Source organism: Streptomyces sp. NPDC033270 (assembly GCF_055576575.1).
Window position 1 is genome coordinate 1 of the sequence record NZ_JBVIRA010000012.1, and the last position, 21,506, is coordinate 21,506.

Below are 21,506 nucleotides of genomic sequence, written 5' to 3' on the forward strand. Positions count from 1 at the left end.
GGGCGGGAGGGGGCGGGCCGGAGGGGCCTGTTGTGTGGACGTAAAGCGCAGCAGTCCACACAACAGGCCCCGGAGGACCGACCCCGGCACCACCACCGACCAGCGCCCCCACCCCACAACCCACCCCGCTCCCGCCGAAGGCGGGAAACAACGCACAGACGAGGCCCGGCGGGCCACCCGGCAACGTGGGAAGCAGGGCTACGAGCCCAAAGCCCGCAGCAGCGCCTGCGCGCGGGGGTCCGCGGTCACATTGCGCTGCATGCCGTTGGTGACGTAGCCGAAGGCGATACCGCTTTCGGGATCCGCGCAGGCCAGCGCGCCCCCGCGCCCGGGGTGCCCGAACGAGCCGGGCCCCAGCAGCGGCGAGGCCGGGCCGTGCAGCATGAAGCCGAGGCCGAAGCGGGTGTTGACCAGGAGGGTGCGGTCGAGACCGGCGGACTCCTCGGTGCGGGCGAGGGTGAGGGTGGCCGGGGCGAAGAGGCGCGGCTGGTCGTCGACGGCGCCGATCAGCGCCGCGTAGCAGCGGGCCAGCGAGCGGGCGGTGGCGATGCCCGCGGAGGCGGGCAGCTCGCCGGCCCGGTAGGCGGGGTCGTTCTCGTCGGGGCCCGGGGAGATGGCGCCGAAGGCACGGCTGGTGAGGGAGGTGGGGTCGGCGTAGGCGTCGGCCACCGACCGCTTCGGCCGGGCCCGCAGGCCCGACGCGGCCGGCGGCGCCGGCGGCTCGACGGCCGCGAGGCGGCCCACCCTGTCCTGTGCCGCCTGCGGAAGCCCGATCCACAGGTCGAGGCCGAGCGGCCCGGATATCTCCTCGGCGATCCAGCTGCCGATGGTGCGTCCGGTGACCCGCAGCACCAGCTCGCCGATCAGCCAGCTGTAGGTCTGCGCGTGGTAGCCGTGGTCCGTGCCGGGCTCCCAGGCGGGCGCCTGGGCGGCGATCGCGGCGGGGCCGCTGACGCCGTCGACGGCCTGGGCGGGGGTGAGCGGGGTGTCCAGGACGGGCAGCCCGGCGCGGTGGGACAGCAGATGCCGGACGAGCACGCGTTCCTTGCCGGCGGCCTTGAACTCGGGCCAGTACGTGCCGACCGGCGCATCGAGGTCGAGCGCTCCGCGCTGGTGCAGCAGCAGCGGGACGATCGCGGCGATGCCCTTGGTCGCGGACCGGATCACCTGGGCGGTGCCGGCCTCCCATGGCGCTGCGCCGTGCGCGGCGGCGTCGGCGTCGCCGTCCTTCGTGCCGGCCCACAGGTCGACGACCTTCCGCCCGTGCCGGTAGACGGCGACCGCCGCCCCCCGCTCTCCGCGCTGGGCGAAGTTGGCCGCGAAGGCGTCCCGGACCGGCTCGAAGCCGTCCTCGACCGTGCCCTGGACGTCCACCACTGATTCCCGCTTCCCACTCATCCGTCGCTTTCGTGACCCATCAATGGTGCAACGCGCGGATCAGTGCTGATGACCAGGGCCACGGCCCGTGGCGTTCGTCACACGGCGACGCGGCGGCCGGCCGGCGCCCCGGGTCACCGGGGAACGGTCACCGACCGGGGGTCGAAGCCGAAGGGCAGCTCCAGGCGGTGGCTGCGCATCAGTTCCTCGTCGCAGAGCAGGTCCTGGGTGGTGCCGTCGGCGACCAGCACGCCCCCGGAGAGCACGACGGAGCGCGGGCACAGCTCCAGCGCGTACGGCAGATCGTGGGTGACCATCAGCACGGTGACGTCCAACGACCGCAGGATGTCGGCGAGTTCCCGGCGGGAGGCCGGGTCGAGGTTGGAGGAGGGCTCGTCCAGGACGAGGATCTCGGGGCGCATGGCCAGGACGGTGGCGACGGCCACGCGCCGGCGCTGGCCGAAGGAGAGGTGGTGCGGCGGACGGTCGGCGAAGCCCTCCATGCCGACCCGGGTGAGCGCCTCGGTGACCCGCGCCTCCAGGGCGTCGCCGCGCAGCCCCGACGCGGCCGGGCCGAAGGCGACGTCCTCACGGACGGTGGGCATGAACAGCTGGTCGTCGGGGTCCTGGAAGACGATGCCGACCCGGCGGCGGATCTCCGCGAGGTTCTCTCGGGCGACCGGGAGCCCGGCCACCGCGACGCTGCCGGCGCCCGCTTCGAGGATGCCGTTGAGGTGCAGTACGAGGGTGGTCTTGCCGGCGCCGTTGGGGCCGAGGAGGGCGACCCGTTCGCCGCGGCCGACGGTCAGGTCGACGCCGAAGAGCGCCTGGTGGCCGTCGGGGTAGGCGTAGGCGAGCCCGGAGACGGCGAGGGAGGGGGCGGGCGTGGCGGTGCTCAAAGGGTCCATCCCAGGAGGCAGACGGCGAGGGCGGCGAGCGGCAGCGCGGCCGCGCGGGTCCATTGTGTGCGGGTGGCGGTGGTGGCGTCGATGACGGGCATGGTGCCGGTGTAGCCGCGGCTGACCATGGCGAGGTGGACCCGCTCACCGCGCTCGTAGGAGCGGATGAACAGCGCGCCGGCGGACTTGGCGAGCACGCCCCAGTGGCGTACGCCGCGGGCTTCGAAGCCACGCGAGAGCCGGGCGATCCGCATCCGCCGCATCTCGTCGGTGATCACGTCGCCGTAGCGGATCATGAAGGACGCGATCTGGACGAGCAGCGGCGGCATCTTGAGCCGCTGCAGACCGAGCAGGAGTTCCCGCAGCTCGGTGGTGGCGGCCAGCAGCACGGAAGCGGCGACGCCCAGCGTGCCCTTGGCGAGGATGTTCCAGGCGCCCCAGAGCCCGGACCGGCTCAGGTCCAGTCCGATGAGGTGGATCTGCGGGCCCTCGGCGACGAACGGCATCAGCAGGGCGAAGGCGACGAACGGCACCTCGATCAGCAGCCGTTTGAGCAGGAAGCCGGCCGGGATCCGGGCCGCCGCGGCGGCGCCCGCGATCAGCAGGGCGTAGAGCCCGAACGCCCAGACCGCCGCGCGCGGGGTGGCGACGACGATCAGGACGAAGCAGAAGACCGCGGCGAGCTTGCAGTGCGCGGGCAGGGCGTGCACCGGCGAGTGCCCGTGCCGGTAGAGCTTGTGGGTGTGGCCCGCTCCCATGTCAGGCGTTCTCCGTCTGTCGCGCGGCGGGCTGAGCGCCGGTGTTCTTGCGGCGGCGCAGGACCACGAACACCCCGGTGCCCACCGCCAGCGTCGCGCCCACCCCGATGACACCGGCCAGGCCGCCGGACAGCCGGGGGTCGGCGACGTCCTTGACGCTGTAGTCGGCGAGCGGCGAGTCCTTGGTGGCGTGGTCCTTGGTCTTGGCGTCGATGCCCTGGTCGTGGGCGACCTTCTCCAGGCCGTCGGGGCTGGCGGAGGCGTAGCAGCTGACGCCGCCCGCGCACACCAGGGCGGCGGCGATCCCGGCCAGCCAGACGTGGCGGGTGGAACGGCGCGGGGCGGCGGGAGCCGTGGGGGCGGGCGCGACGGTGGGCGCGGTGGCGGGTGCGGTGGTGGCCGCCGCCACCGGCTCGGCGGTGCCCGGGGACGCCAGGGGCGAGGTGCGCAGCTCCAGCGGCTTGGTCAGCCCGCGCGCGCCGTAGACGAGATCGGGCCGTACGGCGATGACGGCCCCGACCGTCAGCGCGGTGATCGCCGCCTCACCGATCCCGATCAGTACGTGCACGCCGACCATGGCGGTGAAGACCTTGTCGATCGACACGTCCGCGGTCCCGCCCAGCGCGTAGAGGGCGGTGAAGGCGACCGCGGCGGCCGGCACCGAGACCAGCGCGGAGACGAACGACGCGACGGTGATCGAGCGCCGCCGCCTGGGCAGCACCTTCACCAGCCCCCGGAACAGGGCGTAGGCGACCACGGTCGTCACGATCGCCATGTCGGTGATGTTGACGCCCAGCGCGGTCAGCCCGCCGTCGGCGAACAGCACCCCCTGCATCAGCAGCACGACCGAGACGCAGAGCACGCCGGTGTAGGGGCCGACGAGTATCGCCGCCAGCGCCCCGCCCAGCAGATGCCCGCTCGTACCGGCCGCGACCGGGAAGTTCAGCATCTGCACGGCGAAGATGAACGCCGCCACCAGCCCGGCCAGCGGCGCCGTGCGCTCCGCGGCCGCGGCGCCGCCCTGCCCCGCACCGGCCAGCTCCCGGCGGGCACCGCGCAGGCTGACCGCGACCGCGACCGCGGCGACGGCGCCGGCCGCCACCGACACCGGCGCGTTGATGAATCCATCGGGTACGTGCATCTAAAGGGCTCTCCGCTTCGGGCTCCGCAAACCAGCCAATGGGGTGGCGCAACGAGCCAATGGTCGCGGTTACTGCAACAGACTCGCAAGAGCGCCCATCATGCGGATACTGATCCGGGACCCGGGAATGCGCCAGGCTGCCGGGAGCCCGCCGTCCGACGCGGAGAGGGCGGAGAGGACGGACGGCCAAGCTGCACACGGGAAGTCAACCGAACGGCAACACCTGCGTCGGGCGCTCGAACCACGGGCGGACGCTTCCGGCACGGTCCATCGTGAGCCCAAAGCGATCAAGGCCGGGCCCATCATGATCGGCCCACCAGGCGAGGGCTTGCTCCACCTCATCCCAGAGGCGGCGCGGCGGCCAGGGTCACCGGTGTACGGGACACATCGGCGTCACGGGACCTGTTTCCCTCGCCGCGTGACAGGCGCGGCAGCCGTGAAGAGCGCGCCTAGGACTGCGCTCCGCTGGACGGACCGGGGCGAGAGCTGAGCTCGTCGGCTCACGCGGGACACGTCTGTCTCTGCTCAAGGCTTGTCCGGTCGGGGGAGTTGTGTGGGCGGGGCGGCCGGAAGGTGCGCCATGGCGCCCCCGCCCTAGTCTACGTCGTGGGAGGAGCGCCGTCTGCCGCCGCGTTGGTCAGGTAGGCGGTGAAGAGCTGGAATCCCTTCATCTCGAAGCGTCTGTCCCCGGTGAGTCCGGCGTGCTTGAGGCACCACCCCTGCGCTTCGTCGGCAGATTCGGTATCGACGCAACGTTCCCCGCAGTCCAGGCACTCACCGATGAACCGCACTTCCGAATGGGACGCCAGCGTCCACTCGGCGAACCGGTATCGGGCCCTCATGCCATCCTCTCCGGGCGCTCCGGGGCATCTCCGTCCGTCTGCATGGCGTCGATGCACTCGGCGAGACCGCGCAGCATCGCTGCCGTCTCCTCCTCGTTCAGGTCATCCATCCACGCAGTACGGGCCTTGAGGTCCGTCCGCATCCGGTCGAGCTGCCGGTACAGCTCCCGGTACCTAACATGCCGGTTCCACGCTTCCTCGACCCGGTCCCGCATCCTCGACCATGAGCCTGCGCTCACGACTGCACCGCCTTGGGGTGGGGATGACTGCGCATCTCGATGTTGCAGTCGATCACCTTCGTCAGGTCACCGACAGCACGCGCCCCCTCACGCTGCCCAGCCAAGGCCGTGCACACATCGCACCCGGCAACCGGCGCGATCTCCGCCACCGGAAACGGATCCCCCAGGTGCACGGGGCGGCAGTTGCGGGGCATCAGGCCGTCACCTCAACACCGTGAATCCAGCGGGGCCCCGCGTCGTACCCGTGCACCGCGAGCCACAACACCCGCCGCCGCCCACGCTGCAACCGCCGCTCCCGCCGCTCATCGGGTGTCAGGACGTACGGGCGGATCAGGGCAACGTCCACACCACGCAGCACCCCCTGCTGGCGGACAGGGACGCGGGGAAGCACGAGCGTCGGCGCATCTGCGCAGCCAGCGGCGGGCAGCTGGCCGGCAGACCGATGACGCCCTCGCGCGGGAAGTAACCAGTGCAGCAGCAGATCGAAGATCCAGGCGCTAGGTTTGCGCATGTCGTCAACCTCCAGAGGGTTGATGGCCACGCCCCCGGGCCGTCCACCACGGTTGCGGGGGTCTTGTACGCCCCCACACTTCCGCCCCTGGTGGCGCGTTCCTACTTCGTTCCGTGACCGTTAGGAACGGAGTACGCCTACCGTGGAAAGCGTGCCTAACGTCCCAGGGGGTATTCGTGAACGAAGCACTGCGCCGCGCCATGCTTCAAGCCCGAATGTCAGACCGGCAGTTGGCGGAGAGCTGCGGCGTCGATATCAAGACCGTCGGCCGATGGATCACTGAGACCGGGCGGGTCCCCCGTGCCCGCCATCGATGGGCTATCTGCGAAGCACTTGGGGAGGACGAGGCGGTGTTATGGCCAGCTGCCGCGAAGAAGGCGATCAAGGTTGGGCCGGATCGTGAGGTCGTTTCCGTCTACCCGTACCGGTCCGGCTGCCCAGCCTCCCTGTGGCGGTCGCTGATCACCAAAGCTGAGCGAGAACTGACTTTCGCGGGTTACACCAACTACTTCCTGTGGCTCGAACAGGCCCGGTTCGGTACCGCACTGGGCCGCAAGGCTGCCCAAGGGTGCCGAGTGCGCTTTCTGCTCGGTACCCCTGACAGTGATCTCACGCGGTCGCGCGAAGAAGACGAAGACGTCGCGCTTACTCTGTCCACGCGCATCAGGGTGACGCTCGCCGAACTGGAGAAGATCAGAAATCAGCCGGGGATCGACGCGAGGTACAGCGACGGGCACGCGCACCTGTCCGTCTTCCGCTTCGATGACGACATGATCGTTACGCCCTTGCTGACTCACAGCGTGGGACACGATGCCCCCACGCTGCATCTACGCCGCCACCAGGACGACGGCATGTTTGATCGCTTCGCTTCGCACGTTGAGGAACTGTGGAACCGGGGCGCTCCGGTGTGGGAAGGGGAAGGAAATGGGTAGGCGCGATTACGAGGATGACCCGGATGCCCCCGCCGCGAACAGCTTGGTCCCGGCCGCTTCCGCCATCGTCATCGACGATGCCGGGCGCATCCTGCTTCAGCGACGGCGCGACAACGACATGTGGGCGCTTCCTGGTGGCGCCATGCACATCGGAGAGTCGTTGCCGGACTGCGCTGTTCGCGAGACACGCGAAGAGACCGGGTTTGATGTCGAGATCATCGGCATCGTCGGCACTTACACCAACCCCCACCACGTCTTCGCGTATGACGATGGCGAGGTACGGCAAGAGTTCTCAGTCTGCTTCCTGGCACGCCCCGTTGCCGGCCATCTGGCGGTGTCTGAGGAATCCACTGATGTCCGCTGGTTCGAAGCCACGGAGGTAGACGCGCTGCCCATGGTGCCCAGCATCCGGAAGCGCGTGAATGACTGGCTCGACGGCAACATGCCCGCCGCCCGGTAACCGGCCCAGGCAGACAAGACAGCCCCAACGCGCCCCCGTCCGCCGAGGGCACACTCAGGGCACAAGGACCAGGAAAGGCCCGGAAAACGGCGGCAACTACTGAACGTAGTTTCTGCACGTTACGGGCCCTTGTGCGGGGGTGGTGGGCGGGGGTGGTGGGCGGGGGTGGTGGGCGGGGGTGGTGGGCGGGGGTGGTGGGCGGGGGTGGTGGGCGGGGGTGGTGGGCGGGGCCAACCCTCCGGGTGGCCCCCCGGACAGCCCCGGCTCGTAGTCGACCACCCGAGTTGCCACCCTCACCCCCGGCCGAAACCATGGATGGGTGAGCGCTGAACCCGAGGCCGTCGGGCCGCGAACGGAGTCGAAGGGCGAGCCGCGTGGCCGGCTGCGCCGCATGCCGACCGCGCCGGACGCACCGCCCGGCTCGTACCTGCGCTTCCCCCATCTGCACGGTGACCTGCTCTGCTTCGCCGCCGAGGACGACCTGTGGGTGGCCCCGATCGCCCCGGACGGGCAGGAACCCGGCCGTGCCTGGCGGCTGACCGTCGACCGCACCCGCGTCGGCCACCCCCGCTTCTCCCCCGACGGGCGGCACATCGCCTTCACCACCTGGCGCAGCCTCGACCCCGAGGTGCACCTCGCCGCGGTCGACGGCGGCCCGGCGCGCCGGCTGACGTACTGGGGCAGTACGGACGCGCGGGTGTGCGGATGGACGCCGGACGGGCACATCCTGGCGGTGTCCTCGCACGGCCAGCCGTTCTCGTACTACTCCTGGGCGTACAAGCTGCCGACCGACGGCGGTCCGGGCGGGAAGCTGCCCTGGGGCCCGGTCTCCGACATCGCGGTCGCCGATGTCGCCGGTGAGCACAAGACGCTGCTGCTCAGCGGTACCCCACCGCACGAGCCCGCCTCCTGGAAGCGCTACCGGGGCGGCGCGACGGGCAGGATGTGGCTGCACGGCGTCCGGCTGCTGCCGGACCTGTACGGGCATCTGGACTCGGTCATGTTCGTCGGGGAGCGGATCGCCTTCCTGTCCGACCACGAGGGCATCGCCAATGTGTACTCGTGCCGGCAGGACGGCACCGACCTGCGCCGGCACACCGATCACGCCGACTTCTACGCCCGGCACGCCTCGACCGACGGCGAGCGGATCGTCTACCAGTGCGCGGGCGACGTCTGGCTGATCGAGGACCTCGGCCCGCACGCCGTGCCGCGCAGGCTGGGGGTGCGCCTGGGCGGCCCGCGGGCCGGCCGCCGCAGCTACCAGGTCCCGGCCGCCTCGCATGTCACCTCGCTCGCGGTGGACGCCACCGGGCGGGCCAGCGCGGTCGGCGTACGCGGCAGCCTGTACTGGCTCACCCACCGCGACGGCCCGGCCCGCACGATCCACGACACCCCGGGGGTGCGCGTCCGGCTGCCCGAGATGCTCGGCTCCAGCGGCCGGATCGCCTACGTCACCGACGCCGAGGGCGAGGACGCCGTGGAGATCACCGATCTGCCGCGGGCCAGCGCGCCGGGCGAACCGCGCCGGCTGGCGGCCGGGCGGCTGGGCCGGGTCCACGAGATGACCGCCTCACCGGACGGCGAGCGGCTGGCGGTGGCCGCGCACGACGGCCGGCTGCTGCTGGTGGACGTGACCCGGCCGGAGGAGGGATCGACCGAGGAGGACCGGTCCGAGGAGGACGAGGCAGCCGGCCCCGGCGGCGTCACCGAACTGGTCCGCTCCACCAACGGGCCGGTCCGCGACCTGGCCTTCTCCCCCGACTCCCGCTGGCTGACCTGGTCGCATCCGGGCATCGGCCGTTCGCTGCGGCAGATCAGGATGGCCCGGCTGTCCGACCGGCACATCGTGGACGTCACCAACGGCCGCTTCGAGGACGAGCAGCCGGTGTTCACCCGCGACGGCCGCTATCTGGCGTTCTTGTCCTGGCGGGGCTTCGACCCGGTCTACGACGTGCACACCGGGGACCTGTCCTTCCCGCTGGGCTGCCGGCCCTACCTCGTACCGCTGTCGTCGGCGACCCCCTCGCCCTTCGCGCTGTCGCCGGAGGGGCGGCCCGCGGCGGGCGGTCTGGACCCGGACGAGATTCCTCCGCCGGCCGGCGAGGGGCCGGTGCTGGTGGAGGTGGAGGGGCTGGAGAACCGGGTCACGCCGTTCCCGGTGGCCGCGTCCAAGTACTCCTCCCTGGAGCCGGTCAGCGGCGGCGGCCTGGTCTGGCTGCGCTGGCCGATCTCCGGCGCGCTGGGCGAGACCTTCGCCAACCCCGACAACACCTCCGGCAAGCCCACCCTCGAACACTTCGACCTGCCCAAGGCGCGGCGCACCGAACTCACCAGCTCCCTGGACGGTTTCGCGCTCAGCGGCGACGGCTCCCGGCTGGTCGTCAACGACGACGGCGAGCTGCGCGCGGTGCCGGCCACCGAGCCGGCGGACAGCGACTCGACGGTCTACCTGGACCTGCGGCGCATCCTGCACGACGTCGATCCCGAGGCGGAGTGGCGCCAGGCGTTCGACGAGGCGGGCCGGCTCATCCGGGCGTACTTCTGGGAGCCGCGGATGTGCGGCATCGACTGGGACGCGGTGCTCGCGCAGTACCGTCCGCTGGTCGAACGGGTCGCCTCCCCCGACGAGTTCGCCGATCTGCTGCGCGAGGTGCTGGGCGAACTGGGCACCTCCCATGCGTATGTCACCGGCGCCCGGCGCAACGAGGGGCCGCCGCACTACCAGCGCGCGATGGGGCTGCTCGGCGCGAACTTCACCTGCCGGGACGGCCGTTGGGTCGTCCAGCGGATCCTGCCCGGCGAGTCGTCGGACTCCAAGGCCCGCTCCCCGCTGGCCGGTACGGGCATCCGCGACGGCGCGGCGCTCACCCATGTCGACGGCCGGCCGGTGGACCCGGTCGCCGGCCCGTATCCGCTGCTGGCCGCGGCCGGCGGCACCACCGTCGAGCTGACGTTCTCCCCGGCGGAGGGCAACGGCCACGCCCGCCGGGTCGCGGTGGTCCCGCTGATCGACGAGCGGCCGCTGCGCTACCAGGACTGGGTGGCCAAACGGCGGGCCGTGGTACGGGAGTTGAGCGGCGGCAAGTGCGGCTATCTGCACATCCCCGACATGGGCGGCTCCGGCTGGGCGCAGTTCAACCGCGATCTGCGGATGGAGGTCTCCCGGCCCGCGCTGATCGTGGACGTGCGGGGCAACGCCGGCGGCAACATCTCCGAGCTGGTGATCGAGAAGCTGACCCGCACCATCATGGGCTGGGACCTGACCCGCGACGCCGAGCCCGTCTCGTACACCAGCAACGCGCCGCGCGGCCCGGTCGTCGCGGTCGCCGACGAGATGACCTCGTCCGACGGCGACATGATCACCGCGGCCTTCAAGCTGCAGGGCATCGGGCCGGTGGTCGGCATGCGCACCTGGGGCGGGGTGGTCGGCATGACCGGGCGGCACCGGCTCGCCGACGGGACGACGATCACCGTGCCGATGAACGCGGCGTGGTTCCGGCTCTACGGCTGGGGCGTGGAGAACCACGGCGTGGAGGTGGACATCGAGGCACTGCGCTCCCCGCTGCACTGGGCCGAGGGCAAGCACCCGACGCTGGGGGTGGCGGTGCGTACGGCGCTGGAGCTGCTGGAGCGGCATCCGGCGGCGACGCCTCCGGACCTGTCGGACGTACCGGACCGGCGACGGCCGGCGCTGCCGCCGCGCGGCGGCGGCGCTACGGGGGCCGCGGGGGCGGCGGGGGCCTGAACGGGCCGGCGACCGGGGCGAACTCGGCGGGCGGACCGCGGATCTCTTCGACCACGGGACAACGAGGCCCCTCTTCGACCACAGAGGGCCTCGTCCGACAAGCCGATGGGGCGCACCCGGTCGACCGGGTGCGCCCCTCACGCATGGCGCGTACGTCGCCGCGCGTGGTCTTCAGGACGTGGCGTCAGCTCTGGTAGCGACCCTCGGCGTCGTCCAGCGCGTCCTGGGCGGTCCGGCGGCCCTGCTGGCCGCGGTCACGCTGCGGGTCGCGCTCCTGGCCGCCCTGGCGCCGGCCGCGCTCCTGCTCCTCGCGCCGGCCGCGCTCGGGGGCGTCGTCGCGAGGGCCGCTCGCGGCCTTGCTCGCCTGGTCACGGAGCTCGTTGGCCTTGTCCTGGAACTGGTCCTTGATGCCCATACTGTTCACTCCTAGTGGGGTGTGGGGGGCGGTTGGGCCCCGAAACAGCGTGACACGCCCGGACATTGCTCGCATTTCGATCACGAACGGCTACCCTCCGTGACCCGCACGGCGGCCGGACAGGGCGGCCTCAGAGGGCGAACTCGCAGGTCAGCTCGCCTTCTCGGCGGCGCGGGCCTTTTCGTCGGCGCGGGCCTTTTCGTCGGCCTCGCCGCCCGCACCGACCAGCCCGATCCGCATCCCGTCCAGCCGGTCCCCGAACCTGCGGATCTCGCGCTGGCCCACCGACCCGATGACGGCCGGCAGATACCCGCGCAGCGACTGCATCCCGCGCAGCCACCACTGCCCGTAGACATGGGCGGAGCGACGCTCGATGCCCGCGACGATCCGGTCGACGGCGGGGCCCAGCGGATAGGTCTTGTTCGACGGCCAGGGCAGCCGGGAGCGCAGCTCGCGCATGGTGTCGTCCTGGTCGGCGCCGCGCACCATGCCGGTGTCGGTCCAGCTCAGATAGCCGACGCCGACCCGTACGCCCTTGTGGCCGACCTCGGCCCGCAGGCAGTGCGCGAACGCCTCGACGCCCGACTTGGAGGCGCAGTACGCGCTCAGCATCGGGGCCGGGGTGATCGCCGCGAGCGAGGCGATCTGCAGGAAGTAGCCGCGGGACTCCATCAGGACGGGCAGGAAGGCCCGGCCGGTGACCGCGCTGCCTATCAGGTTGACCTCGACGACCCGCTTCCAGGCGACCGGGTCGGAGTCGACGAACGGGCCGCCGGTCGCCACACCGGCGTTGGCGACGACCACATCGACCTTGCCGAAGCGGTTCTTGACCCCGGCGGCGACCCGGGCCATGGCCTCGTGGTCGGTGACGTCGGCGTGCCAGTGGTGGGCCGGGCCGTGCAACGAGGCCGCGACGTCGCGCAGTTCGTCCGGCTCCAGGCCGACCAGCGCCAGCGTCGCGCCGCGCGCCGACAGCTTGCGGGCCAGCAGCGCGCCGACCCCGCGCGCCGCGCCCGTCACCACCACGACCTGCCCGTCCAGGTTTCCGCTCGTCCTCATACCGTCCGCTCCTTCTTCTGCCGCTGCTTGCCGCGGGGGGCCTGGGCGGGGGCTTCCGAGCCGGCCGCCGTCTTGTTTCCGGCACCGGTGCCGGCCGCCTGCAGGTGATCGCCCACGAGTTCGCGCAGCCGGCCGGCGACCGCGCCCGGGTCCTCGACCGGCGTCATGTGCCCCAGCCCCGGCAGCTCGGTCAGCCCGCGGAAGTCGGGGAGCACGGAGGCCATCCGGCGGGCGTGCACCGGCGGGGTGAGCCGGTCGGCGGTGCCCGCGACGACCGCCGTCGGCACGTCCAGCCGGCCGGCCTCGCCGGTCAGTTCGAGTTCGGCCAGCACCTTGCCCCAGCGGGCCCGGACGCCCGGCTGACAGCCGTGCACGATGCGCGCACAGGCCTCGACCTGCTCGGCGGTGGAGCCGGCGCCCATCGTCGCGTACTTCAGCGCGCTCTTGGTGAGCGGTGACACGGGGCCCATCGGCGCGCGGGAGCCCAGCAGCAGGCGGTGTGCGCGGCGCCGTCCGGCCGGGCCGCGCAGGGGGAGCACCCGGGCCTCGGCGGCGAGTTGGGAGAAGCCGGTGCTGCACAGCAGCGCGGCGGCGGCCCGGGCGCGCAGCTCCGGCCGGTCGGCGGCGGCCATGATCGTCATGCCTCCCATGGAGTGGCCGCCCACCACGGCGCGTTCGTCCGCCTCCAGGGTCGCCTCCAGTACGGCGACGAGGTCGTCGGCGAGGGCACGGGTGCTGTAGCCGGCCGGGGCGACGGCCGGGCTGCGGCCGTGCCCGCGCTGGTCGTAGACGACGACCTTGTGATCGGCGGCCAGATCGCGGACCACCGGGGCCCAGAAGGCGGTCGAGCAGGCCCAGCCGTGCGCCAGCACGACGGCCGGGGCGTGCTCGGGCCCGTGGAACTCGGCGTGGATCCGGGAGCCGTCGGCCGAGGTGACGGTCGTCGTCCGGCGCGGCACCGGCGGCGCGTACGGACCACTTGTGACGTGTCCGGGGCGGCGGCTCATGCGGCCACCTCCGCACGCGCGTCGGCGGGCCGCCCGGCCGTGGTCCCCGGTGGCCGCAGCACCTCGTACTCGGCGAGATCGACCTGCCGGGTCACCCTCTTGAACTCCGCGGTCGTCCCCGGCCAGGCGGTGGTGTTGCGCCCGTTGGCGTCCAGATACCAGCTGTCGCAGCCGCCGGTGTTCCACACCGTGCGCTCCATCCGCCGCTGGATCTCGCGCGTCCACTCGTCCACGGCGGACTGCCGGGCGCTCAGCGCGATCTTTCCGCCGAGAATGTCCAGTTGGCGCATGAAGTCCACCATGTAGGTCAGTTGTGCCTCGATCATCAGGATCATCGAGCTGTTGCCGAGGCCGGTGTTGGGCCCGATGATCGTCAGGAAGTTCGGGAAGCCGGCCGCGCTGGCTCCGCGCAGCGCCGCCATCCCGTCCTTCCACTCCTCCGCCAGCGTCGTGCCCCTGGCGCCGGTGACCCGCTGCGCGATCGGCATGTCCGTCACATGGAAGCCGGTGCCGAAGACGATCGCGTCGGCCTGGACCTCGCTGCCGTCGGCCCCCACCAGGGTGCTGCCGCGCACCTCCTTCAGCCCGGCGGCGACGAGATCCACATTGGGCCGGGCCAGCGCCGGGTAGTAGGTGTTGGAGAGCAGTATCCGCTTGCACCCGATGCGGTAGTCCGGCGTCAGCACGCTGCGCAGCGCCGGGTCCTTGATGGCCTTCTTCATGTGGTTCCTCGCCAGGAACTCGATCATCCCCAGCTCGTTGGGGCGCTTGGTGAAGGCGCTGACCTGCAGCTCCCTGATGCCCCAGAGCAGTCCGCGGCGTGCCGCGCGGGTGGCCGGCAGCCTGGTGTGCAGCCATTTCTCGGCCGCGCTGATCCGGCGGTCGGCCCGCGGCAGTACCCAGGGCGGGGTGCGCTGGAAGAGCGTGAGGCGCTCGACGTCCGGCTGGATGGCGGGCACGATCTGGATCGCCGACGCACCGGTGCCGATCATGGCCACGCGCTTTCCGCGCAGGTCGTAGTCGTGATTCCAGCGCGCGGAGTGGAAGACCTCCCCCGGGAAGGAGTCCAGCCCCGGCACGTCGGGGAGCTTGGGGTCCGACAGCGGCCCGGTGGCCGAGACCACCACGTCGGCGGTCAGCGGCCCGCTGGCCGTCTCCAGCTCCCAGTGCAGCTCGCTGTTGCTCCAGCGCAGGCTCCGCACCTCGGAATGGAACCGTATGTGCGGGCGCAGCCCGAAGTTGTCCGTCACCCGCTCCAGGTACGCCCGGATGTGCGGCTGCCCGGAGAAGTTCCGGGGCCACTGCGGATTGGGCGCGAAGGAGAACGAGTACAGATGCGAGGGCACATCGCATGCGCACCCCGGATAGCTGTTGTCGCGCCATGTGCCGCCCACCGAGCCGGCCCGTTCCAGGACCACGAAGTCGGTGATCCCCTGGCGTCGCAGCCGTACGGCCGCCCCCAGGCCACCGAAGCCCGATCCGATCACCGCCACGCGCACATGCTTCCGCTCGCGCTCGGCCATCCGCCGCCTCCCGAGTTCGACGCTCTGCACCGCAGACCTACGACGCCGACTGCCGCAGGCCGCCCTATCGCGCCAGCAATCACTGGCACAGTTGGGCACAGGGGGAGAGTAGGGCAGCCGCGTACTGAGCGGTAGGGGTCCGGCGCAAGGAAGTTACCGCCGGTCGCACCCCGGCCCGCTGTCACACCCCCGGCATAGGCTGACCCCGTGGCAGCGAACGAGAACTCCAAGGACGAGCGCCCGGCCCCCACCGCCCACACCCCCGCCGCGCGCGAGTTCCGCATGGCCGAGCTGGCCGAGGAAGCCGGCATCACGGTCCGTACGCTGCGGTTCTACCGCGAGCGCAAGCTCATCCCGCCACCCCGCCGCGAGGGCCGGATCGCCTGGTACAACGAACACCACCTCGCCCGGCTGCGCACCATCGGCGCCCTGCTGGAGCGCGGCCACACCCTCGGCGGGATCGCCGAACTCCTCTCCGCCTTCGAGTCCGGGCGCGACGTCGGCGAACTGCTGGGCCTGCAGACCCCGCTGCTCCCCCCGTGGTCCGAGGAGACCCCGGTCCGCCTCACCCCCGAGCAGCTCGCCGACCACTTCAGCCGGGACATCACCCCCGAGAACCTCACCACGTCCCTGGACATCGGCTATCTCGCCGTCGACGGCGACGAGTTCGTGCACATCAGCCGCCGCCTCCTGGACGCCTCCACCGAACTCGTCAACAAGGGCATCCCGCTGGCCGACGTCCTGGAGGCCGGCCGCCGGGTGCGCGCCCATGCCGACGCCCTCGCGGACATCTTCACCACCCTCGTCCGCACCCACCTCCTGGCCGACGTCCTGCCGCGCCAGGGCGCGGACGGCCTGCCCGACCCCCAGGAGATCGACCGCATAGCCGAGACGATCGAGAAGCTCCGCCCCCTGTCCAAGGGCGTGGTGGAGGCCGAGCTGTCCATGGCCATGGACCGGCGCGTACGCGCGGAGCTGGAAGGCTGGCTGGGGAAGCACGAGGCAGAGGAGCAGGACACACAGCGACCCCTGGACCGATAGGCCACCCTGCCGGCTGACGGAGCAACACTCGTGTCACCAAGCGGGAAAGGGCAGCTGCGTGCCATGCGCCTGGCGGGCATGGCGTCGCATCCGCACCCGGGCGTCGACCTCCAGACTCCGGTCCCGCGTGTCCCGCCCCTCGGCCTCCTGCGCCGCTAACAGCTGGCACAGCTCGCACCTGTCTTCGCTTCGCCTCTCGTTCTCCATGACGCCATGCTCCCGAGCCACAGCAGGCCACTGCGACGGCAACAGGGCATCATTCGGGTGTCACACGAAGGCGTCAAACCGGTGTCATGGCATGGCGAAGAGGTCTAGCGTGAGGCCCATGACCACAGCCGATCTCGTACCGAACGACATGCTGCGCGCCGTACGCATCGGCCTGCGGCTCAGCCAGGAAGACTTCGCCAGGGCACTCCGGCAAGCGGGCACCGAGGCAGGCGAACCGAACGATGCCAGCAAGCGCCTCGTACAGCGCTGGGAGACCGGCATCAGCCGATCGCCACGGCCGGTCTACGCACGCGCGCTGGAGAAGGTGACCGGCATGCCCATCGAGGCGCTCGGCTTCCGGCTCCCCCTCCCCATGACCCGGGTCCGCGAGGACGGCGCGGGCGGCCACGACATGGACCCGGGCTCCGACGGGATCGCCCCGGCCGCCGTGCGGCGCCCCCAGCCAACTACCGAAAAGCCGGTGGAATCCCCGGCGCAGAACTGCTCAGGCATCTGGCTGAGCCGCTACGAGTTCTTCTCGTCGGGGCGCGGCACGACCTTCAGCGCCGCCCACCATGTCGTCCTCGTCCAGCACGGCGCCCGCCTCACCGGCCACTCACTGCCGGGCGCCTCGTCCAACCCCGACTCGCCGCTGTCCTTGGATCTGACCGTGGACGGAAGCGTGGTCACCGGCTCCTGGGTGGAACAGACCGCGTCCGACGGCTACTACGCGGGCGCCCGCTACCACGGCGCACTCCAGCTCCTCGTGGAGCCCACCGGCCGACGCATGGCCGGCAAGTGGGTCGGCTTCGGCAAGGACTTCGACGTGAACACCGGCCCCTGGGAACTCGTCTTCAAGGACCTCTCCATGAGCAAGGCGACACTCGACAACTACAGCCGACCGCCCGCCTAGCAACCGCCTCGGCCACGCCGGTGCGGCCCCGTACGCGTTCCTACTGGCCGTACGCCACCGTCACCGGTGCGTGGTCGCTCCAGCGCTGGTCGTAACTGGCGGCGCGCTCCACGTGGGCCTTCACCGCGCGCTGGGCCAGGCCCGGGGTCGCCAGGTGGTAGTCGATGCGCCAGCCCGCGTCGTTGTCGAAGGCGCGGCCCCGGTAGGACCACCAGGAGTAGGGGCCCTCGGCTTCGGGGTGGAGGGAGCGGACGACGTCGACGTAGCCGCCGCGGGTCTCGTCGAGGACGTCGGTGAGCCAGGCGCGCTCCTCCGGGAGGAAACCGGACTTCTTCTGGTTGGCCTTCCAGTTCTTCAGGTCGGCCTGCTGGTGGGCGATGTTCCAGTCGCCGCAGACCACGACCTCGCGGCCGTCGGCCGCGGCGCGCTTGCGCAGGTCGACGAGGTAGGGGAGGAACTCCGCCATGAAGCGTTCCTTCTCGTCCTGGCGCTCGGTACCGACCTCGCCGGAGGGCAGGTAGAGGCTGGCGACGGTCACCCCGGGCAGATCGGCCTCGACGTAGCGGCCGCTGCCGTCGAATTCCGGCGAGCCGAAGCCGACCTGGACCCGGTCCGGCTCGCGGCGGGTGTAGAGGGCGACGCCGGCCCGGCCCTTGGCGGCCGCCGGGGCGTGGACCGTGTGCCAGCCGGCGGGCTCGCGCACCTCGTCCGGGAGCTGCGCGGTCTCGGCCCGTACCTCCTGCAGGCACAGCACGTCGGCCGCGGTCTGCGCCAGCCACGGGACGAAGCCCTTCTTGGCCGCGGCGCGCAGCCCGTTCACATTCACGGAGGTCACGGTGATCACAACGCTCGCCCTATCCCTTTCCGGCCGCCGCTCTCTCGTCGGGCCAGGGGTCAGGCTCCCATACCGGTGGCCGCCTCGATGACGGCCGGGCACCCCGGCCCGGGTGCCCCGGCTCGGCCGAGCTGCGCGCGCACTCCGCCGCAAACCGCACATATCCGGCATGGTCAAGCCCCGAATTCTCCGGTCGGTTCAGGGCGTGGCCCAGTAGTCGGCCCCGTCCACGGACGGGCGCGCCCTTCCCGACGGGGGAGCGACCGCGACCCGTCCCGGCCACGCGGTCGCTCCCCCGTTCCGCCGCACCCGCCACTCGCACGCCCGTACGCTTCATGACATGGAGACTCGCCCCACCGGGACACCCCACGTCGAGATACGCGCCGTCCGCTACGACCACCCCGACGCCGTCGCCCTCGACGGGCTGGTCCAGCAGGAGTACGCCCGGCGCTACGGCGACGGCGACATGACGCCGCTGGATCCGGAGATGTTCAGCCCTCCGCACGGCGCGTACCTGATCGCATACGAGGGCGGCCGGGCGCTGGCCAGCGGGGGCTGGCGGGTGCAGGACGACACCGGCAAGGGGTACGCGGTGGGGGACGCCGAGATCAAGCGGATGTTCGTGCTGCCCGAGGCGCGGGGGCGGGGGCTGGCGCGGCGGATCCTGAAGGTGCTGGAGGCGGACGCGCGGGCCGCGGGGCGGTCCCGGATGGTGCTGGAGACCGGCATCAAGCAGCCGGAGGCACTGCGGCTCTATGCGTCCTGCGGCTATGCGCTGGTGGAGAAGTTCGGTCTTTACCGGACGTATGAGGAGAGCCGGTGCATGGCGAAGTCGCTGACGGGGACGGCGGACTGAGGGGCGCCTCCGCCCGCTCGCCGGCTTTGTTGACAGGCGTCCGGGCCGCTCCCCATACTCATTCCACTAATGAACTAGCTAAAGGGGGGATCCGGGTGAGCGACCCGAGCCCATGGGCCATCGAGGCCGTAGGACTGGGGAAGAAGTACCGCCGCGGGTGGGCGCTACGGGACTGCTCCTTCCGGCTCCCCGCCGGCCGCATCTGCGCCCTCGTCGGCCCCAACGGCGCCGGCAAGAGCACGTTCCTGGGCACCGCGACCCGGCTGGTGCAGCCCACCACCGGGACGCTGAAGCTGTTCGGCGTCCCGGTCTCCGACCCGGCCGCCCTGGAGCGGATCGCCTTCCTCGCGCAGGACAAGCCGCTCTACCCGCGCTTCACCGTGGCCGACACGCTGCGGCTCGGCCGTGAGCTGAACCCGCGCTGGGACCAGGCGCTGGCCGAGCGGATCGTACGGTCCGGGAACGTGCCGCTGGCCGCCCGGATCGGCACCCTCTCGGGCGGCCAGCGCACCCGCGTCGCCTTCGCCCTCGCCTTCGGCAAGCGGCCCGAGCTGCTGCTGCTCGACGAGCCGATGTCCGACCTCGACCCGCTCGCCCGGAACGAGCTGTCGGGCCTGCTGATGGCCGAGGCCGCCGAACACGGCACGACCGTGCTGATGTCGTCCCACATGCTCGCGGAGATGGAGGAGATGTGTGACTACCTCGTCGTCCTCGCCGAGGGGCGGCTGCGGATGGCGGGCCCGACCGAGGAGCTGGTGCCCTCCCACCTGCTGGTGACGGGCGTGGCCGACGGAGCGGACGGGGTGCCCGAGGAGCTGCGGCGGCAGCACACCGTGGTCGAGTCCCGGGTCAGCGGCCGGCAGTTCAGCGCATTGATCCGGTCCGGCGGACCGCTCTGCGACAGCTGGGAGGTTCTGGTGCCGAGCATGGAAGAGGTCCTGCTGGCCTATCTGCGCTCGCCCGAGGCGCCCGACCTGATCGCGGACGAGGCACGGATCGACGACGGAACGCAGGAGGCGGCGGCATGAGCCGGACCAGCACGACCCACGACGCCGTGGCGGCGGAACCGGCGGCCGGCCGGCCCGCGTCCGCCGCCGCCCACACCCCCCGCCGCGCCCTGCTGCGCGGCCTGCCCTGGCTGGTCTGGCACCGGCACCGCGCCTTCCTGCGGACCGGCCTGCTGGTCACGGCCGCGGCCTGCGCGCTCTTCGCCTACCAGCGCATCGGCGTGCTGGAGTTCCTGGATCTCAAGGGCGCCACCCCGGACGCGGACGGGCAGCTGGCCAACGACTTCCGCAACCACTTCGGTTCGGCGTTCGACCTCGACGTCGACTTCCTGAAGCTCCTGCCGCTCTTCGTCGGCATCTTCCTCGGCGCACCGCTGATCGCGAGCGAGCAGGAGCACGGCACCCTCAAGCTGGTCACCACCCAGTCGGTGAGCCGCGGCCGCTGGATCGCCGCCACCCTCGCCCTGCCGCTGGCCCTCGCCGCGCTGTGCACCGCTCTGCTGTCGGCCGCCTTCACCTGGCTGTGGTCGCCGGCCCGCAACCTGGCCCTACAGGGCGACTGGCTGGCGGGCGGCGCCTTCGAGACCACCGGCCCGATACCGGTGGCCACGACCCTCTTCCTGACCGCCTGCGGCATCGCCATCGGCATGCTGGTCAAGCGGACGGCGTCGGCGATGGCGGCCACCGCCGTCTTCGGCGTGGTCGCCTCCGTGATCTGGAGCGAGAAGGTCCGCGACCACCTCGGCACGCTGCGCAGCGTCAGCTATCCGTACAACGCCGGCGGCCCCGACCTGCCGCTCGGCTCCCTACGCATCGACGACTGGGTGTCCACCGCCGACGGCAGGCTCTACGGCTACGGCACCTGCGTCCACAGCGATGCCGAGGCCTGCCGGGCCAAGCTGGGCATCGTCAACCGCGTGACCCAGTACTTCGACTACGAGCAGATGGCCGGGATGCAGTGGCTGGGCGCGGGGATCCTGCTGGCCCTGACCGCCGTGGTGCTCGCGTTCGTGGTGTGGCGGGCCCACCGGCGGCCGCTCTGAACGGCCGGGCGCGGCACACGCCGGGCGGCGCTTTGACACCCGGCACCGGCGGCCGGATCATCAATCGGTCGGGCGGCCGAGCCCCGGCGGCGCGGCCACCGGCCCGGTTGGCGGCATGGTCGGCCCTACGGGCGAGAGCATCAGCCCTACGGACGAGAGCAGCAGAGAGGTGGTGAGCGTCGTCGAGTTCCGCATCGACCGCCGCAGTGGTGTCGCCACCTACCTCCAGATCGTCCAACAGGTCCATCAGGCGCTGCGGTTGGGCATCCTCGTGGAGGGCGACCGCCTGCCGACCGCCGCGCAGGTCGCCGCCACGACCAAGGTCAACCCCAATACGACCCTGAAGGCCTACCGCGAGCTGGAGCGCGAAGGCCTGGTCGAACCGCGCCCCGGCCTGGGCACCTTCGTCAGCCGCACGCTGGCCCGCCCCGAGTCCGCGGCGGACGCCCGGCTGCGCGAGGAACTGCGCTCCTGGATGGCGCGGGCACGGACCGAGGGCCTGGACCGGGAGGATGTCCAGGCGCTGGTGAACTCGGTGCTGGAGGAGCGGTACGCGCAGGAGTGAGGGGCATTGACCCTCACGTGACGTCAGGCCGCAGCCTGGGTGGGGGGGGGGGGGGGGGGGGGGGGGGGGGGGGGGGTGGGGGGGTGGGGGGGGGGGAACCGAGAGGGAAGGGTGGGGGGGTGAGCGCGCGA

At 72.0% G+C, this 21,506-nt stretch carries 22 protein-coding genes; 9 read left to right on the plus strand and 13 right to left on the minus strand.

What is annotated here, in order from left to right:
• Window positions 1–198: 198 nt before the first annotated feature.
• The 8 genes from ACZ5XZ_RS18160 to ACZ5XZ_RS18195 form a co-directional block, all read right to left on the minus strand.
• The gene (locus ACZ5XZ_RS18160) at window positions 199–1,398 is read right to left on the minus strand and encodes a serine hydrolase domain-containing protein (RefSeq protein WP_468979065.1); all 1,200 of its coding nucleotides are present in this window, start codon (window positions 1,396–1,398) and stop codon (window positions 199–201) included.
• A 113-nt stretch (window positions 1,399–1,511) separates the two neighbouring features.
• A complete protein-coding gene (locus ACZ5XZ_RS18165; RefSeq protein ID WP_468979067.1) occupies window positions 1,512–2,285 on the minus strand; it encodes an energy-coupling factor ABC transporter ATP-binding protein in 774 nt (257 codons plus the stop codon).
• A complete protein-coding gene (gene cbiQ, locus ACZ5XZ_RS18170; RefSeq protein ID WP_468979069.1) occupies window positions 2,273–3,034 on the minus strand; it encodes a cobalt ECF transporter T component CbiQ in 762 nt (253 codons plus the stop codon). Before cbiQ ends, ACZ5XZ_RS18165 begins: the two co-directional genes overlap by 13 nt.
• 1 nt (window position 3,035) lies before the next feature.
• A complete protein-coding gene (locus ACZ5XZ_RS18175) occupies window positions 3,036–4,175 on the minus strand; it encodes an energy-coupling factor ABC transporter permease (protein WP_468979071.1) in 1,140 nt (379 codons plus the stop codon).
• Between the two features lie 599 nt (window positions 4,176–4,774).
• Window positions 4,775–5,017: a DUF7848 domain-containing protein gene (locus ACZ5XZ_RS18180; RefSeq protein ID WP_468979073.1), complete on the minus strand. Its 243-nt coding sequence runs from the start codon at window positions 5,015–5,017 to the stop codon at window positions 4,775–4,777.
• The gene (locus tag ACZ5XZ_RS18185) at window positions 5,014–5,256 is read right to left on the minus strand and encodes a hypothetical protein (protein ID WP_468979074.1); all 243 of its coding nucleotides are present in this window, start codon (window positions 5,254–5,256) and stop codon (window positions 5,014–5,016) included. The genes ACZ5XZ_RS18180 and ACZ5XZ_RS18185 overlap by 4 nt, the downstream gene beginning before the upstream one ends.
• Window positions 5,253–5,450 (minus strand): hypothetical protein, encoded by a 198-nt coding sequence (locus ACZ5XZ_RS18190; RefSeq protein WP_468979077.1) that lies wholly within the window; start codon window positions 5,448–5,450, stop codon window positions 5,253–5,255. The genes ACZ5XZ_RS18185 and ACZ5XZ_RS18190 overlap by 4 nt, the downstream gene beginning before the upstream one ends.
• Entirely contained in the window at window positions 5,450–5,797 is a 348-nt protein-coding gene (locus ACZ5XZ_RS18195) for a hypothetical protein (protein ID WP_468979079.1), read from the minus strand. Before ACZ5XZ_RS18195 ends, ACZ5XZ_RS18190 begins: the two co-directional genes overlap by 1 nt.
• A gap of 146 nt (window positions 5,798–5,943) precedes the next feature.
• Here ACZ5XZ_RS18195 and ACZ5XZ_RS18200 point away from each other — a divergent pair, with 146 nt between their 5' ends.
• The 3 genes from ACZ5XZ_RS18200 to ACZ5XZ_RS18210 all read left to right on the plus strand — a co-directional run bounded on the left by ACZ5XZ_RS18200 (window position 5,944) and on the right by ACZ5XZ_RS18210 (window position 10,904).
• Window positions 5,944–6,699 carry a DUF5919 domain-containing protein gene (locus ACZ5XZ_RS18200; protein ID WP_468979081.1) on the plus strand — a complete coding sequence of 252 codons (756 nt, stop codon included), beginning with the start codon at window positions 5,944–5,946 and terminating at the stop codon, window positions 6,697–6,699.
• Window positions 6,692–7,159, plus strand: coding sequence for an NUDIX domain-containing protein (locus tag ACZ5XZ_RS18205; RefSeq protein WP_468979084.1), 468 nt, complete (start codon window positions 6,692–6,694; stop codon window positions 7,157–7,159). Before ACZ5XZ_RS18200 ends, ACZ5XZ_RS18205 begins: the two co-directional genes overlap by 8 nt.
• Before the next feature lie 391 nt (window positions 7,160–7,550).
• Window positions 7,551–10,904, plus strand: a complete 3,354-nt coding sequence (locus ACZ5XZ_RS18210) for a S41 family peptidase (RefSeq protein ID WP_468979407.1) — start codon at window positions 7,551–7,553, stop codon at window positions 10,902–10,904.
• Between the two features lie 184 nt (window positions 10,905–11,088).
• Here the strand turns inward: ACZ5XZ_RS18210 and ACZ5XZ_RS18215 are convergent, their stop codons facing one another.
• From ACZ5XZ_RS18215 to ACZ5XZ_RS18230, 4 genes are all read right to left on the minus strand, one after another.
• Window positions 11,089–11,319 (minus strand): hypothetical protein, encoded by a 231-nt coding sequence (locus ACZ5XZ_RS18215; protein ID WP_468979087.1) that lies wholly within the window; start codon window positions 11,317–11,319, stop codon window positions 11,089–11,091.
• Window positions 11,320–11,469: 150 nt separating this feature from the next.
• The gene (locus ACZ5XZ_RS18220; protein ID WP_468979090.1) at window positions 11,470–12,378 is read right to left on the minus strand and encodes an SDR family oxidoreductase; all 909 of its coding nucleotides are present in this window, start codon (window positions 12,376–12,378) and stop codon (window positions 11,470–11,472) included.
• On the minus strand, window positions 12,375–13,385 hold the full coding sequence (locus tag ACZ5XZ_RS18225) for an alpha/beta fold hydrolase (RefSeq protein ID WP_468979092.1): 1,011 nt from the start codon (window positions 13,383–13,385) through the stop codon (window positions 12,375–12,377). The genes ACZ5XZ_RS18220 and ACZ5XZ_RS18225 overlap by 4 nt, the downstream gene beginning before the upstream one ends.
• Window positions 13,382–14,908, minus strand: coding sequence for a flavin-containing monooxygenase (locus ACZ5XZ_RS18230; RefSeq protein ID WP_468979095.1), 1,527 nt, complete (start codon window positions 14,906–14,908; stop codon window positions 13,382–13,384). Before ACZ5XZ_RS18230 ends, ACZ5XZ_RS18225 begins: the two co-directional genes overlap by 4 nt.
• 207 nt (window positions 14,909–15,115) lie before the next feature.
• On the opposite strand from ACZ5XZ_RS18230, the gene ACZ5XZ_RS18235 reads away from it, so the two are divergent.
• Together ACZ5XZ_RS18235 and ACZ5XZ_RS18240 are read left to right on the plus strand one after the other, a co-directional pair.
• Window positions 15,116–15,949 (plus strand): MerR family transcriptional regulator, encoded by an 834-nt coding sequence (locus ACZ5XZ_RS18235; protein WP_468979098.1) that lies wholly within the window; start codon window positions 15,116–15,118, stop codon window positions 15,947–15,949.
• Window positions 15,950–16,274: 325 nt separating this feature from the next.
• The gene (locus ACZ5XZ_RS18240; RefSeq protein ID WP_468979101.1) at window positions 16,275–17,069 is read left to right on the plus strand and encodes a helix-turn-helix domain-containing protein; all 795 of its coding nucleotides are present in this window, start codon (window positions 16,275–16,277) and stop codon (window positions 17,067–17,069) included.
• Window positions 17,070–17,109: 40 nt separating this feature from the next.
• On the opposite strand, the gene ACZ5XZ_RS18245 is transcribed toward ACZ5XZ_RS18240, so the two are convergent.
• A complete protein-coding gene (locus ACZ5XZ_RS18245) occupies window positions 17,110–17,913 on the minus strand; it encodes an exodeoxyribonuclease III (RefSeq protein ID WP_468979103.1) in 804 nt (267 codons plus the stop codon).
• 331 nt (window positions 17,914–18,244) lie between these two features.
• On the opposite strand from ACZ5XZ_RS18245, the gene ACZ5XZ_RS18250 reads away from it, so the two are divergent.
• The 4 genes from ACZ5XZ_RS18250 (at window position 18,245) to ACZ5XZ_RS18265 (ending at window position 21,375) form a co-directional block, all read left to right on the plus strand.
• Window positions 18,245–18,760, plus strand: coding sequence for a GNAT family N-acetyltransferase (locus ACZ5XZ_RS18250; RefSeq protein ID WP_468979104.1), 516 nt, complete (start codon window positions 18,245–18,247; stop codon window positions 18,758–18,760).
• Window positions 18,761–18,855: 95 nt separating this feature from the next.
• Entirely contained in the window at window positions 18,856–19,788 is a 933-nt protein-coding gene (locus ACZ5XZ_RS18255; RefSeq protein WP_468979105.1) for an ABC transporter ATP-binding protein, read from the plus strand.
• Window positions 19,785–20,810, plus strand: coding sequence for an ABC transporter permease subunit (locus ACZ5XZ_RS18260; protein ID WP_468979107.1), 1,026 nt, complete (start codon window positions 19,785–19,787; stop codon window positions 20,808–20,810). Before ACZ5XZ_RS18255 ends, ACZ5XZ_RS18260 begins: the two co-directional genes overlap by 4 nt.
• A 169-nt stretch (window positions 20,811–20,979) precedes the next feature.
• Window positions 20,980–21,375: a GntR family transcriptional regulator gene (locus tag ACZ5XZ_RS18265; RefSeq protein ID WP_384435510.1), complete on the plus strand. Its 396-nt coding sequence runs from the start codon at window positions 20,980–20,982 to the stop codon at window positions 21,373–21,375.
• Window positions 21,376–21,506: the final 131 nt, after the last annotated feature.